9 protein-coding genes are annotated in these 14,399 nt (G+C 33.3%); 6 read left to right on the forward strand and 3 right to left on the reverse strand.

Annotated features, from left to right (window positions below; all coding sequences use genetic code 11):
• Nucleotides 1-9 precede the first annotated feature (9 nt).
• Complete coding sequence (locus tag KZH69_RS02150) at nt 10-1,269, forward strand: hemolysin family protein (protein WP_219315817.1); 1,260 nt, start codon at nt 10-12, stop codon at nt 1,267-1,269.
• Nucleotides 1,270-1,379: 110 nt separating this feature from the next.
• Nucleotides 1,380-3,479, forward strand: a complete 2,100-nt coding sequence (locus KZH69_RS02155) for a peptidylprolyl isomerase (RefSeq protein ID WP_219315818.1) — start codon at nt 1,380-1,382, stop codon at nt 3,477-3,479.
• Nucleotides 3,480-3,562: 83 nt separating this feature from the next.
• Here the strand turns inward: KZH69_RS02155 and KZH69_RS02160 are convergent, their stop codons facing one another.
• Both KZH69_RS02160 and KZH69_RS02165 read right to left on the reverse strand, forming a co-directional pair.
• Nucleotides 3,563-4,474 carry a GYDIA family GHMP kinase gene (locus tag KZH69_RS02160; protein ID WP_219315819.1) on the reverse strand — a complete coding sequence of 304 codons (912 nt, stop codon included), beginning with the start codon at nt 4,472-4,474 and terminating at the stop codon, nt 3,563-3,565.
• A gap of 71 nt (nt 4,475-4,545) precedes the next feature.
• On the reverse strand, nt 4,546-5,862 hold the full coding sequence (locus KZH69_RS02165) for a hydroxymethylglutaryl-CoA reductase, degradative (RefSeq protein ID WP_219315820.1): 1,317 nt from the start codon (nt 5,860-5,862) through the stop codon (nt 4,546-4,548).
• Between the two features lie 336 nt (nt 5,863-6,198).
• Here KZH69_RS02165 and KZH69_RS02170 point away from each other — a divergent pair, with 336 nt between their 5' ends.
• The 4 genes from KZH69_RS02170 to KZH69_RS02185 all read left to right on the forward strand — a co-directional run bounded on the left by KZH69_RS02170 (nt 6,199) and on the right by KZH69_RS02185 (nt 12,335).
• Nucleotides 6,199-8,376, forward strand: coding sequence for a S9 family peptidase (locus KZH69_RS02170; protein WP_219315821.1), 2,178 nt, complete (start codon nt 6,199-6,201; stop codon nt 8,374-8,376).
• Between the two features lie 37 nt (nt 8,377-8,413).
• A complete protein-coding gene (locus KZH69_RS02175; protein ID WP_219315822.1) occupies nt 8,414-10,102 on the forward strand; it encodes a peptide MFS transporter in 1,689 nt (562 codons plus the stop codon).
• 91 nt (nt 10,103-10,193) lie between these two features.
• On the forward strand, nt 10,194-11,705 hold the full coding sequence (locus tag KZH69_RS02180; RefSeq protein ID WP_219315823.1) for a peptide MFS transporter: 1,512 nt from the start codon (nt 10,194-10,196) through the stop codon (nt 11,703-11,705).
• Nucleotides 11,706-11,828: 123 nt separating this feature from the next.
• Nucleotides 11,829-12,335 carry a thioredoxin family protein gene (locus tag KZH69_RS02185; RefSeq protein WP_219315824.1) on the forward strand — a complete coding sequence of 169 codons (507 nt, stop codon included), beginning with the start codon at nt 11,829-11,831 and terminating at the stop codon, nt 12,333-12,335.
• Between the two features lie 10 nt (nt 12,336-12,345).
• Here the strand turns inward: KZH69_RS02185 and KZH69_RS02190 are convergent, their stop codons facing one another.
• Nucleotides 12,346-14,382: a ComEC/Rec2 family competence protein gene (locus tag KZH69_RS02190; protein WP_219315825.1), complete on the reverse strand. Its 2,037-nt coding sequence runs from the start codon at nt 14,380-14,382 to the stop codon at nt 12,346-12,348.
• Between the last annotated feature and the right edge of the window lie 17 nt (nt 14,383-14,399).

Consider the following 14,399-nt stretch of genomic DNA (forward strand, 5'->3'; position numbering starts at 1 on the left):
TCTTAAATTATGGAAATTAGTATCATAATATTGTGTTTAATACTATGTGCTTTTTTTTCAGGAATGGAGATAGCATTTATCTCTTCGAATAAGCTATATTTGGAGTTAGAGAAAAAACAGGATAATTTTCTTTCCAGAACCCTTACTAAGCTTACCGAGAAACCTTCAAAATTCATTGCCGCAATGCTTATTGGAAATAATATAGCAATGGTGGTCTATGGTTTTTTTATGGGGGAGTTGTTGATGAGGTGGTTGTTGGTTTTTAATTTTCATTTTTCAGATTTTTCCAGTCTTTTATTGCAAACGATAATCTCAACAATTATTGTTTTAATAACGGCCGAATTTCTTCCTAAGGTTTTTTTTCAGATTTACGCCAATTCACTGATTAAGTTTTTTGCTATTCCGGCCTATGTCTTTTATAGATTGTTCTATTTTATTTCTACTTTTTTGATTTGGATTTCTGATTTTGTTTTGAAAAAATTTTTTAAAACTGAAGGGGATCAGGTACAGCTTTATTTTAGTAAAGTAGAACTGGGAAATTACATCACAGAACAAATGAGCACGGTTGAAGATCACGAAGATGTAGATTCTGAAATACAAATTTTTCGAAATGCTTTGGATTTTTCGGGCGTAAAAGCAAGGGATGTAATGACACCGAGAACCGAAATTTCTGCCTTAGACGTAATGGAATCTTTGGAAAATCTTAAAGAGTTGTTTATTGAAACAGGCTATTCGAAAATGGTAATTTATCAAAATTCACTGGATGATATCATTGGTTATGTCCATTCTTTTGATTTGTTTAAAAAACCGACAAACATCAAAGAGATCGTTATTCCGGTTGAATTTATTCCTGAAGCAATTTTTGTAAAAGACGCCATGAGTTTGTTGACCAAAAAAAGGAAAAGCGTGGCTGTCGTTTTGGATGAATATGGTGGAACCTCTGGTATTTTGACTATTGAGGATATTGTAGAAGAATTATTCGGTGAAATCGAAGACGAGCATGATTCAGATGAAGAATTGGTAGAAAAAGAACTAGAGGGTAATGTTTTTTTATTCTCGGCGCGTTTTGATGTGGAGTATTTGAATCAAGCATATAAACTTGCTATTCCTGAAAGTGAATCCTATGGTACACTTGCAGGATTTATTGTAAATTTTACTAAGGAAATTCCTCAAAAAGGAGACGAGATTACTATCGAGAACTATCATTTTACCATAGAAGAAGCCACAAATAAGAAGATTGAATTGGTTAAAATGACTATCAAAGACTGATATTCTTTTTTTAATTTAAAAAAAAACAAAAAAAAAACAGTAGTTCTATAATTATTAATTAGATAATTGTATTTTCGCAAACAAAATTTTAAAATAAACAATAAAATACAATGGCAGTTTTATCAAAAATTAGACAACATTCCGCTATAATGATTGGAGTTATTGCTCTAGCATTATTTTCATTTATAATACAAGATCTTTTTACCAAAGGAAATTTTGGTAAAAGCTCTAAGGATGTTGGAAGCATCAATGGAAAGGACATCGCATTTGAAGACTTTAGAGTAAAAGTAAGCAATGTTGAAAAAAGTGGGCAAGGAATCACTTCTACAGAAGCGTCTAGACAAGTGTGGGATCAAGAAGTGACTATCGCTTTGCTTTCTGCAGAATTTGATAAATTAGGGTTAAGAGTAGGTGAGAAGCATATTTTGGATATCCTTAAAGCAGATCAAAATATTGGTAAAAATCCAATGTTTTTAAATGCTGCTGGTATGTTTGATGTCGTGAAATTCAAGGAATATTTCAAGTCAAATCCAGAGCAAGCACAATATTTAAAAGACAGAGAAAAAAGCGCTGAATTGAATGCTAAATTTCAAATCTATAATACCTTAGTTAAAGCAGGTATTTATACTACTGAAAGTGAAGGAAAGTTCAATTACGAAATGGGAGCTAACAAAGTAAACTTTGCTTATGTTGCCGGTTTGTTTTCTACGATAAAAGATAGTGAAGTAAAAGTTACTGATGCTGATATTTTGGAGTATATGAAAGCGAGTCCAAAAAAATTCAAATCTGAAGAAACTCGTAAAGTAGAATATGTTCTAATTGAAGATAAAGCATCTCCAGCAGATGTAAATGAAGTTAAAACTAAAGTTAATTCATTATTGACAGGAAGTGTAGTTTACAATCAAGCAACTGGTAAAAATGATACTTTAGCAGGTTTTAAAAATACTAAGAATGTGATTGAATTTGTAAATTCAAATTCTGATGTACCTTATGATTCTTCTTATGTTGCTAAAAAAGATTTGCCTGCAGTTGATGCTGATAAATTGTACAACTTAGCTCCAGGAGAAGTTTACGGGCCTTATGTTTTTGGAAAATACTACTGTATTTCTAAGTCTTTAGGTAGAAAAGCTGGTGTAAATGCAAAAGCAAGTCATATCCTTATCAGTTATGAAGGAACTCAAGTGCCTAATAAAAGAGAGAAAAGAACTAAAGAGGAAGCTAAAGCTAAAGCTGAAGAAATTTTAGCTCAAGTGACAGCAAACCCAGATAGTTTCTTGATGTTGGCTTTCACTAGTTCTGATGATTCTTCTGCACAGCAAGGTGGGGATTTAGGGTATTTTGGCCCAAATCAAATGGTAAAACCTTTCAATGATTTCGTTTTCAATAATGGTATTGGAAAAGTAGGTTTGGTAGAAACTCCATTTGGTTATCATATCATTAAAATCACTGACAAACAAGACGGAATTCGTTTGGCAACTGTCGCTCAAAAAATTGAGGCTTCGGAAGCTACTTCTGATAAAGTATTTACGCAAGCAACTAAATTTGAAATGGATGTTGCGGATAAAGATTTTAATAAAGTAGCTAAAGAAATGGCTCTTACAGTAGCTCCAGCGGTTTCAGTGAAAGCAATGGATGAAAATTTTGGTCCTTTAGGAAATCAAAGAACTATTGTAAGATGGGCTTTCGAGAAAGATTCTAAAGAAGGAGCTGTGAAAAGATTTGAAGTGGCTAATTTGGGTCACGTAATTGCAAAAGTGAAATCTATTGATAATTCAGGATTAGTTCCTGTTGATCAAGCAAGACCTTATGTAGAGCAAATTCTTAAAAACAAGAAAAAAGCAGAATTGCTAAAAGCTAAAATGAGTGGAAGTTCATTGGAGGCGATTGCAAAAGCTACAGGTACGACTGTACAACAAGCTACTAATGTTACTTTGGAAAATCCAGTTTTAACAGGTGGTGTTGGTCAAGAACCAAAAGTGGTAGGAAATGCATTTGCATTGGCTGCTAATAAAGTATCTGCTCCAATCGAAGGTGTTACTGGAGTTTATGTAGTGAAAAACATTAGTACTGTTAAAGCACCAGCTTTAAAAAGTTATGCTGATAATGTGACTAAATTAAAAGCTCAAAGTACTTCTGAAGTAAACAGAGTATTGCCCGCTTTAAAAGAAGGTGCTGATATTAAAGACAATAGAAAAGATTTCAATTACTAAGCAGTAATTATTCAAACATAAAAAAACCCGATACTTATAAAACTGCAAGTATCGGGTTTTTTGTATTTAAGATTTTGTGTACGTTATAATATCATTTCATGATAAGGAATAATGGTTTGAAATCCTTTGGATATAAAATAAGGTCTAGGATTTTCTTTAGAAATAACCAAAACAAAATCGCCTCCCCACGCTCCAAGACTTTTTACGGTTCCATCAAAATCGGGAAATAAGGATTCTTTTACAGTTTTTGTTTCAAGAATTAAACTCAGCTCTTTTTCGTGATTTTCTAACGCTTGAGCAAAAGTGTTTTCGTCTTTTGTATTCAAAACGGTTTCTGTAAGTTGAGTTATGATTTCTTTTGTGACTTCTAAATTGTTTTTTTTCTCTTTATAGGAAGCAATGGCATTTTTGCTGTTTTGCTTTTGGTTGAGATAAACAAAGTATAGATTTTTGCTAAATGTTGGATTGAACTTTACTTTTTCAACAAATGGTCGTCCTTGCTCAAGATGATATAAAATAGGACAGTCATTTTGTGCACAGGCAATGTCATACCCGCTGCCGCCAAAGCTGTTTTTAAGCAGTTCAAAGGCATTAATATTGAACCATTGGGCAATATTGTTTATTAATGTCGAAGAGGTTCCTAATCCCCATTTTTTAGGAAAACTTAATTGTGTCGAAACTATATATCCTTCAGAATTTATTATAGCATTCGGACTCAATAAATAGGCTTCACGTAAAATGGTAATTAGTGTGTTTTTTACCGATTCCTTTTTAAAAGGGGTTGTGGAAATAATTTCAGAAAATGGAATTGTATCTTCAAACCAAATACTTCCGTCGGCATCATAACTTTTCCATTTTATTTCTTTATTACTGCTTTTCTCAGCAATCAGGTTTTGCCCAAATTTTGTGGGCAGAGCTAGAGCTTTAGCACCATCAAGAACCAGATATTCTCCTGTTATTAAAAGTTTACCGTTGCTGTAAAATGTGTTTTTCATTACTTATTATCTCAAACATTAGCTCAAATATCTTTCTCAAAGTTTAAAACTTTGGGAGAGTTTAAGGCTAATTATTTTCTTAAATTATCAATATAATCAGCTACTGCACTATGGGAAACAACATGATGTTTGAAGTGCTTTTTGATCAAAATGCGTTCTTCATCATTAGCTTCAAATTGATTAAGGATATTGTTCAAATGCATTTTCATGTGTCCGTCTTGAATTCCTGTTGTTGTCAGGGAGCGCAAAGCGGCAAAGTTTTGAGCCAATCCAGCAACTGCAACAATTTGCATTAATTCTTTGGCTGAAGGTTTTTCAAGCATTTCTAATGATAATTTAACCAATGGATGAAGCGAAGTCAATCCGCCAACAGTACCTAATGCCAAGGGAATTTCCAACCAGAAACTAAAAATGCCATCTTCTATTTTGGCATGCGATAAACTGGAATAGTGTCCTTTTCTAGTGGCGTAGGCGTGAGCTCCCGCTTCAACAGCCCTAAAATCATTTCCTGTTGCGAGAACAACAGCGTCAATTCCGTTCATGATTCCTTTGTTGTGAGTCACCGCACGAAAAGGTTCCACTTCGGCAATTTGAACGGCTTGAATAAATTTTGCTGCAAATTCCTGTGGATTTTCAATGTGTTTTTCGGTTAAATCTTCAATAGGACAAGAAACTTCAGCACGAACGATGCAATCCGGGACATAGTTGGAAAGAATACTCATCACCACTTGTATGTTTTTTTCTTCTTCCGAAAACAACTCGAAAGCGAGTGCTTCTTCTTTTAATGTTTTGGCAAATACCTCCAAACAAGAGTTGATAAAATTGGCTCCCATACTGTCCTTAGTTTCAAAAGTAGCATGAAGTTGGTGGTAATTGGGTAATAAATCAGTTTTATCTTTTAGGATGATATCCAAAATACCACCACCACGTTTTTGCATATTTTTGGTAATGCTTTCGGTTGTTTCAAACAATTTGAACTTTAACTGCGCAAAAAACAAAGTCAGTTTGGATTGGTCTCCTTTATATATAAAATGCACCTGACCAATTTTTTCAGTACTAACGACGGTTGCTTTGAATCCACCTCGTGTTGACCAGAATTTCGCTGCTTTGGAAGCGGCAGCAACTACCGAACTTTCCTCAATAGCCATTGGAATCGTTCTGTATTTTCCGTTAATCAGGAAATTTGGAGCCACACCCAGGGGTATGTAAAAATTTGAAATTGTATTTTCTATGAATTCATCGTGTAATTTTTGAATTTTTTCATCAGAATTCCAATAGTTTTTAAGTAGTGCTATGGCTTCATGTGGAGTTGAAAAATAGTGATTGGCAATCCAGTTTATTTTTTCTTCTTTGGATAATTTAGAAAATCCAGCAACTGCGTTGTTCATAAGTTATAAATTATAGCTTTATAGTGGCAAAGATACACATTACATTTTATTGGTTTTTTTTAAATGAATTAGTATTTTGAGTTGTGTTTTTTAAATTTTGGGAGCCGACTTCGGGGAATTTAACAAAAAAGTAGCGGCAAAACAAGATGTTCTCTTTTCGTCATAAAATTTTATATATAACATATTTAATAGGAACAATGATTGGTATTTATTTAATTGTTGTAAAACATTTGCATGGACTGTTAAAATTATCTTTTTTTAACATTTAACACATCAAAAGTGTTTTATTTGTAAAATTTTCACTAAAATTGTGACATTTATAACTTAATCTATACTATGAATTCGAATAAGATTACTGTGTTACTTCTCTTTTTGTGTATTACTGTATTTGGGCAACAAAAAATCACCGTTGATGAGATTTTTACCGGTGCTTTTCGTGCCAAAGGGATGGACGAATTACAGTCAATGAAAAACACCAATCAATACACGGTGTTAAATTTTGATAAAGCAACAAAAAATATGCAAATCGACCTTTATGATTTTGCAACGTTAAAAAAAGTATCTAACCTAATCGATACTAAAAATTTTAAAGAGTTAGCAGACGGCATAGATAGTTACAGTTTCGATGATTCGGAGAAAAAAATATTAATAGCTTGTCATTCGAACAAAATTTTCCGCCACTCTTTTACAGCAGATTATTTTTTATATGATATTGCTGCCAAAACCCTAACAAAACTTTTTGATTTTCAGGCGCAAGAACCTACTTTTTCGCCAGATGGGACCAAAATAGCTTATGCCAATCAAAACAATCTATATGTTTATGATGTAGCTTCAAAAAAATCAACGGCAGTTACCACTGATGGAAAAAAGAATGCTATAATTAACGGAATTACGGATTGGGTTTATGAAGAAGAATTCGCTTTTGTTCGTGCTTTTGATTGGAGTAAAGACAGTAAAAAACTTGCTTATATTCGTTTTGACGAAAGCCAAGTTCCAGAATTTTCAATGTCGATTTTTCAAAAGAGTTTATATCCAACAATTGAGACTTTCAAGTATCCTAAAGCTGGAGAAAAAAACTCTCTTATTTCGTTGCACTTGTTTGATATAGATGCTAAATCCGTAAAAAATGTGGATTTAGGAAAATATAATGATTTTTATATTCCAAGGATAGAATGGACAAATGATGCCAATGTTTTATGCGCCAAAATATTGAATCGTCATCAAGATAATTTAGATTTGTTATTTGTTGATGCAACAACAGCAGCTATCAAAGTTGTTTTGAACGAAACAGAAAAAGGGTATATTGACTTTATCGATACAGATAACTTGACTTTCTTAAAAGACAATAGCTTTATTTGGACAAGTGAAAAAGATGGTTTCAATCATATTTATGTTTATGATAAAACCGGAAAACTAATAAATCAAGTTACTAAAGGAAACTGGGAAGTTACTTCGTATTACGGTTTTGACGAAAAAACTAAAACTATTTTTTATCAGTCTACAGAAAATGGTTCTATCAACAGAGATGTTTATCGCATAGGATTAGACGGAAAAAATAAAGTTCGTTTGACTAAAAACACAGGAACAAATTCAGCGACTTTTAGTCCTAATTTCCAATTCTTCATTAATACTTTTTCAAGCGCTTCTCAACCTACGACTTATACTCTTAATGAGTCAAAAACAGGAAAAGAAATTCAGGTTATCGAAAACAATCAAAGTCTTGCAGCAAAATTAGGAGGTTATAATTTGCCCTCTAAAGAGTTTTTTGTTTTAAAAACTGCTAAAGGAAACGAATTGAATGCTTGGATGATTAAGCCAAAAGATTTTGATGCTTCAAAAAAATATCCTGTTTTTATGTATCAATATTCAGGACCAGGGTCACAACAAGTAAATAACGAATGGAACTCTGCAGATGATTATTGGTTTATGATGTTAGCGCAACACGGCTGCATTGTAGCTTGTATTGATGGAAGAGGAACTGGTTTTAAAGGTGCAGAATTCAAGAAAGTAACGCAAAAAGAATTAGGGAAATACGAAGTTGAAGATCAAATCGATGCTGCAAAAGTAATCGGGGCTTATCCTTATGTAGATGCTTCAAGAATTGGTATTTTTGGTTGGTCTTATGGAGGTTTTATGGCATCCAACTGTATTTTTCAAGGAGCCGATGTTTTTAAAATGGCAATTGCAGTAGCACCAGTAACCAATTGGCGTTTTTATGATAGCATTTACACAGAACGGTACATGCAAACGCCACAAGAGAATGCAAGCGGTTATGATACTAATTCACCAATAAATCATGTAGATAAATTAAAAGGGAAATTTCTTTTGATTCATGGATCTGGTGATGATAATGTGCATGTACAGAATTCTATGCAAATGATGGAAGCTTTAATTCAAGCCAACAAACAATTCGATTCTCAAATTTATCCAGATAAAAATCACGGAATATATGGTGGAAAAACTAGAATTCAATTGTACACTAAAATGACTAACTTTATCAAAGAGAATTTATAACTCAAATCAAATACCAAATCAAAATTAAAACCAAAAAATGACAGAAACTCAATCGAAAACAGCACATCCAAAAGGACTTTGGGTATTATTTGGAACCGAAATGTGGGAACGTTTCAACTTCTACGGAATGCGAACCCTGTTAACCCTATTTTTAGTAAATTCTCTATTAATGAAAGAGGAAGATGCTTCTTTAATTTATGGAGGTTTTTTAGGGTTATGTTATTTGACTCCAATGTTGGGTGGTTTTATTGCAGATCGATTTTTTGGAAATAGAAATTGCATTATGCTTGGTGGATTATTGATGGCCATTGGACAATTGTTATTATTTACCAGTGCCAGCGTTTTTGGAGATAATTTAGGTTTAGCAACTGCTATAATGTATTCTGGATTAGGTGTAATCATTTTTGGGAATGGTTTCTTCAAACCAAACATTTCAAGTATGGTGGGTAGTTTGTATCCAAAACAGGAAAAAAGCAAACTTGATACGGCCTTTACTATTTTCTATATGGGAATTAATATAGGAGCTTTTTTAGGTCAGTTCATTTGCCCATTGGTAGGAGATGTAAAAACCGAAGGAATCAGAGATATTCATGCTTTCAAATGGGGATTCCTTGCTGCAGCGATTGCAATGCTTATAGGAACATTGTTGTTTTATTTCTTGAAAAACAAATATGTTGTTACCCCAGAAGGTAAGCCATTAGGAGGATTGCCATCTAAAAATGAATCTTCTGATTACGAAGAAGGAGAGGCACAAAGTGCTGTTTTTTCGACAATAGCGTTACTAATTTCCGTACTGGTTTTTATTGGAATGTTCTTGTTGTTCCATTTTTCGGTAGATGGCGACAATGTTGTTAAAACCATTATTTACCCAATCATTTTTTCTAGTGGAATTGCACTGGCGGTATTAATATTGTTAGAAAAAAACCTTACAAAAATTGAAATCCACAGAATTTTGGTAATTTATATTATTTCATTCTTTATTATATTCTTTTGGGCTGCATTCGAACAAGCAGGTTCTTCATTAACTTTTATTGCTGATAATCAAACTGACAGAAACTTTTTTGGTTGGCAAATGCCAGCATCAATGGTTCAAATTTTTAATGGATTGTTTGTTGTTGCATTAGCAGTTCCATTCAGCATGTTATGGGATAAATTAAGAGCTAATGACAAAGAACCAATTTCTCCGGTAAAATTGGCTTTCGGATTATTAATAATTGCTATAAGTTTCTTCATGATTGCCAATCAGGTAAAAGATTTAGGAACTTCAGGGTTGTTAGCTGTTAAATGGTTAATATTATTATATTTATTGAATACTTGTGCTGAGCTATGTTTGTCTCCAATTGGTTTATCATTGGTAGGGAAATTATCGCCAAAGCGTTTTTCTTCTTTATTGTATGGAGTGTTTTTCTTGTCGAATGCATCAGGATATGCGTTGGCGGGAACTCTAGGGTCGATATTACCAGCTACTGGAGATAAATTTACTAAAGCAAAAGAATTAGGAATTGATTTGCAAGCGGTATTAGACAAAAAAATTATACCAACCGCGGAGCAATTGCAATTATTAGATAAACATCAAATTATGGATCATAATCCTATTTTTGCAGGTTTCGAAATTCACAATTTATTTGAATTTTTTATGGTTTTTGTTAGTTTGACTGGTCTTGCAGCCATATTATTGTTTGCATTAACTCCATTGTTGAAAAAAATGATGCATGGTGTTAGATAATATAATGAAATAAAAATTTACTTAAAACATCATCTTTTTGATTCAATCAAAAGGATGATGTTTTTTATTTATCACAATTAAAATAATTATAATGGAACAAAATTTAAGTCTGGAACAAATACAAAATTTTAAAGGAAAGTATCCTAAGCAGTTGTGGTATTTGTTTTTTAGTGAGATGTGGGAGCGTTTTTGTTTCTATGGAATGCGTGGAATGTTGGTCGTATTTATGGTTGGTCAGTTAGGGATGAACGATAGAGTTGCCAATTTGCAATACGGTGCTACCCAAGCTTGGGTGTATGCGTTTACTTTTATTGGGGGGTTATTTGCAGACAAAATTCTAGGTCTTCGGAAATCTTTATTTTGGGGTGGAATATTAATGATCATTGGAAGTGTCATTCTTTCGATTGATCCCAAAAATTTCTTTTTTATTGGAATTGGATTTACTATCGTGGGAACTGGATTTTTCAAACCCAATATTTCATCGATGGTTGGACAATTGTATCAAGATGGTGATCCTAGGAGGGATGCTGGTTTTTCATTCTTTTATATGGGTGTAAATCTTGGAGCATTAATTGGAGGATACATTTGTATTGCAGTTGCCGAGGGGTCTATGTGGCAATCAATGGTGCCGGAACATCTTCGTTGGAATGTAGGTTTTGGTTTTGCTGCAATTGTTATGATTATTAGTCTTTTAACATTTACTCAAACTCAAAAGAAGCTTGGGACCATTGGAATTTCACCATTATTGGACATCGAAACTTCAAAAAGGAAAAGACTAGAAATACTTACTTATGTTGGTTCATTGTTGATTATTCCAGTAATTATTATCATGGTGGCCAATACTGTTTACACGGATTATTTCATGATGTTAATTGGACCAGCTTCTATTTTGTATCTGTTGTATGAGATGAAAAACTTTTCGGCTACCGAAAATAAAAAATTATTTGCCGCATTGATATTCATCATATTCTCGATTTTCTTTTGGGCATTTTTTGAGCAAAGTGGAGGATCTTTGAGTTTGTTTGCAGTGAATAATTTAAATAACACCATTCTTGGAGTGTCATTAAGTCCAAATGGAGTGAACAATTCAGCTAATTCATTTTTTGTAATCGGGTTTGCAGCCCTAGTGGGATTGGTTTGGTTGTGGATGGCCAAAAGAAAAATTGAGCCTAATACCGTTATTAAATTCGGTTTGGCATTTTTATTTTTGGCGGCTGGTTTCTGGATTTTTTATTATACTAAATTCTTCGCAGGAGCTGATGGTAGAACATCTCTGGGATTGTTTACTTTCGGTTGGTTTATCATCACTTTTGGGGAACTTTGTTTGTCACCAATTGGTATGTCAGCAATGACAAAACTTTCACCTTTAAAAACTCAAGCCGTAATTATGGGGATGTGGTTTCTGGCTAGTGCATATGGTCAGTATTTTGCTGGATTATTAGGCGCTAATATTGCTGAAGCTTCAGAGCATGCCACTAATCTTGAAAAATTAAATGTTTATGCTGATGGGTACAAGCAATTGGGTGTTTATGCTTTGATTGCGGGAATAATTTTAATAGCAATTTCTCCTTTGGTTAAAAAATTAATGCAAGAAGTAAAGTAGCCGACATATTTTGGTATTATTTTTGTTTAAATTTGTAAAAGACAAAAACATTAGGGGGCATGTAAAATCAAGATTTTAAACTTTTTGCAATCCTTTTGACTTAAAAACTAATAAACACTAAAGATGAAAAAAATAATTTTAGTTGCATTTTTCTTTATTGGGCTAAGTGTTTCTCAAGCTCAAGAATTAAAATGGTACACCGATGTAAAAGAAGCAATAACAGTTTCAAACAAAGAGAAGAAACCGTTGATGTTATTTTTTACCGGTAGTGATTGGTGTGGATGGTGTATTCGTTTGCAAAAGGAAGTGCTCAAAACGCCTGAGTTTAGTAAGTGGGCCAAAGAAAGTGTTATTCTAGTGGAATTGGATTATCCTAGAAGAACAGCTCAATCGGATGAAATTAAAAAACAAAATAACGAGTTGCAACAAGCATTCGGAATACAAGGATTTCCAACTGTTTACTTCGCAAATGCAACAGTTAAGGACGGAAAGGTGAATTTTGAAGGTTTGGGAAGCACTGGTTATGTAGCTGGTGGACCGACTGCTTGGTTGGCAGTTGCGGACCCTTTTGTAAAAAAACCGGTTTTGAGTCCAGAACCAGCAAAAACAAAAAAATCTAAAAAAGCTTAAGAAAGTACAATTAATTAATTTTATAGAATCCCTTTTCACTCGTTGCGTGAAAGGGGATTTTTTGTTGGTCACAAGTCATTTTCCATCTTTTTTGAATTGATTTGTAATTGGAAGCATCAGCAACAACAATTTTGGGTTTTATGGTTTGTAATAGCCTATCGAAGTTCATTTTTGGGGATTGGGTTATTATTAAAATATCGGGCCGTATGCTTTTCGGATATGCCATTGAACTGTCGATCAAAAGTATTTTGTTTCCTTTAAAATACATCAGATTATTCAGTCTATGTTTTTCTTTCAATGTACTAAAGTTGGCTGTGAGATAGGAAGATAGTAGCATATTTTTTTTGGAATTTTTCAAAAGACTGTCATTGGCAAATAATGTTGCTGCAGTTCCATTTCGTTCTACGAGTTGGGTGTTTTTTGAAGTATTTAAAACAATAAGTTCGTCTTGATTTTGAACTTCCCATTTTGTTACTAGTGCCGATAATTGTAGCATTATGGTAGCCGATAGTGCCCAAACTAAATTTTTGAAACGTTTCTCTTCGAATGAAATAATGGTCGTGATAATTACTAAATAACTACTTATTAAGAGTGGCGCGTTTAAAGGAATGTCTTTGATAATGAATTGTTCCAATGAGGCAATGGAACCGATTATTTTGTCCAAATAAAAAATACTTATTTCCAGAATTTTTGCTAGATAAAAAGGAACCCAGTTGAAAGAAGCAAAAACCATTACCAGACATCCAACTCCCATAATAATACTCAGGAAGGGAATCACAATGACATTTGTGACAAAGAACAATCCTGGAAACTGATGAAAGTAATAAATGCTAAGAGGCAAAGTGCCAATCTGCGCCGCAAATGAAACGGTTAAGATATCCCAAAAGTAGTTAAGGATTTTGTTTTTTGGTTGCCAAAGTTTTGCCATCAAAGGCTGCAGCCAAACGATAAAAAACAGGGCAACATAACTCAACTGAAAACCAACATCGAATAAGAATGAAGGCTGAAATAGCAAAATAAGTAAAATCGATACAAGAAGTGTGTGATAAATATTGACGCTTCTTCTCAAATATTGCCCAATCGCAACAAAAGAAAACATCGTTACCGAGCGTACCACCGAAGGAGCCAAACCTGCTAAAATTCCAAAAAGGAGCAAGGCAGCGAGCGTAATTAGGAGCTTGATAAAAGCGCCTTTCCGGGTGTTTGGAAAAGGTTTTAGCAGTAAAGTAATAAACAGTAATATAAATCCAATATGCAATCCCGAAACCGATAAAATATGTACCGCTCCAGCATATTGATAATCTTGTATGATTTCGGGGTCAATCTCTTGTTGTTGTCCCATAATTAGGGCAACAGCTACGTTTAGTTCCTTATTGTGGAATTTGTTTTTTTCTAAATTTTTAATAATTCGACTTCTCAATTGTGCAGTATAATACCAGATGTCTTTGACTATTTCTGAGCTGAGCTGTATTTCGCTTGGTTCAGCATAGAGTTGGGCATATATTTGTTTGTTTTCAAGATATTTTTGGTAATCAAATTGGTTTGGATTTTTTTGCGGAGTATTTTTATATAATGATGCATTGATTTTTAATTGATTGCCAATGGCCAAAGAATGTTTTAAACTGTCTTTGCGTATGTTGAGTATAATTCGGCCAGTAAATTTTTCTTGGTCAATAGAATTGATAATGGCAATATAGCGTTCATTAAAAGCAGAGTTTTTTAGTTTTTCTCTTAATGTGAGTGTGAAGGTGTAGTTTTGATCAAAAATGTTTCGGCAATGGGTGTAGTTGTTTTGTTGATAGGAATCGGTATGGACAGTTTGTGTAATATTTCCGATGGAAAAGGCTAGGAGATAAGTTGCTATGCCAAAATGGAATTGGAACTTTGTATTTCTCTTATTTGAAAAATATGCTGCTATGAAAATAGTAACTGGTATCGCAAGAAAAACAAACAAAATAAAAGGAGTTAGTTTTAAGAAATAACTAAACAATATTCCTGTAATAAAGACAATTGTAATTCTGGTAAGAGGGAATTGAAGTACTTTCATAAATCTAAAGTACAATT

The sequence above is a fragment of the Flavobacterium taihuense genome (assembly GCF_019351435.1).
In the GTDB taxonomy this organism is placed as follows: domain Bacteria; phylum Bacteroidota; class Bacteroidia; order Flavobacteriales; family Flavobacteriaceae; genus Flavobacterium; species Flavobacterium taihuense.

Excerpts from the sequence above, each read along its gene's own strand:
- KZH69_RS02155 (WP_219315818.1), top strand. The coding sequence starts at position 1,380 with ATGGCAGTTTTATCAAAAATTAGACAACATTCCGCTATAATGATTGGA.
- KZH69_RS02160 (WP_219315819.1), bottom strand. The coding sequence starts at position 4,474 with ATGAAAAACACATTTTACAGCAACGGTAAACTTTTAATAACAGGAGAA.
- KZH69_RS02170 (WP_219315821.1), top strand. The coding sequence starts at position 6,199 with ATGAATTCGAATAAGATTACTGTGTTACTTCTCTTTTTGTGTATTACT.
- KZH69_RS02190 (WP_219315825.1), bottom strand. The coding sequence starts at position 14,382 with ATGAAAGTACTTCAATTCCCTCTTACCAGAATTACAATTGTCTTTATT.
- KZH69_RS02175 (WP_219315822.1), top strand. The coding sequence starts at position 8,414 with ATGACAGAAACTCAATCGAAAACAGCACATCCAAAAGGACTTTGGGTA.
- KZH69_RS02180 (WP_219315823.1), top strand. The coding sequence starts at position 10,194 with ATGGAACAAAATTTAAGTCTGGAACAAATACAAAATTTTAAAGGAAAG.
- KZH69_RS02150 (WP_219315817.1), top strand. The coding sequence starts at position 10 with ATGGAAATTAGTATCATAATATTGTGTTTAATACTATGTGCTTTTTTT.
- KZH69_RS02165 (WP_219315820.1), bottom strand. The coding sequence starts at position 5,862 with ATGAACAACGCAGTTGCTGGATTTTCTAAATTATCCAAAGAAGAAAAA.
- KZH69_RS02185 (WP_219315824.1), top strand. The coding sequence starts at position 11,829 with ATGAAAAAAATAATTTTAGTTGCATTTTTCTTTATTGGGCTAAGTGTT.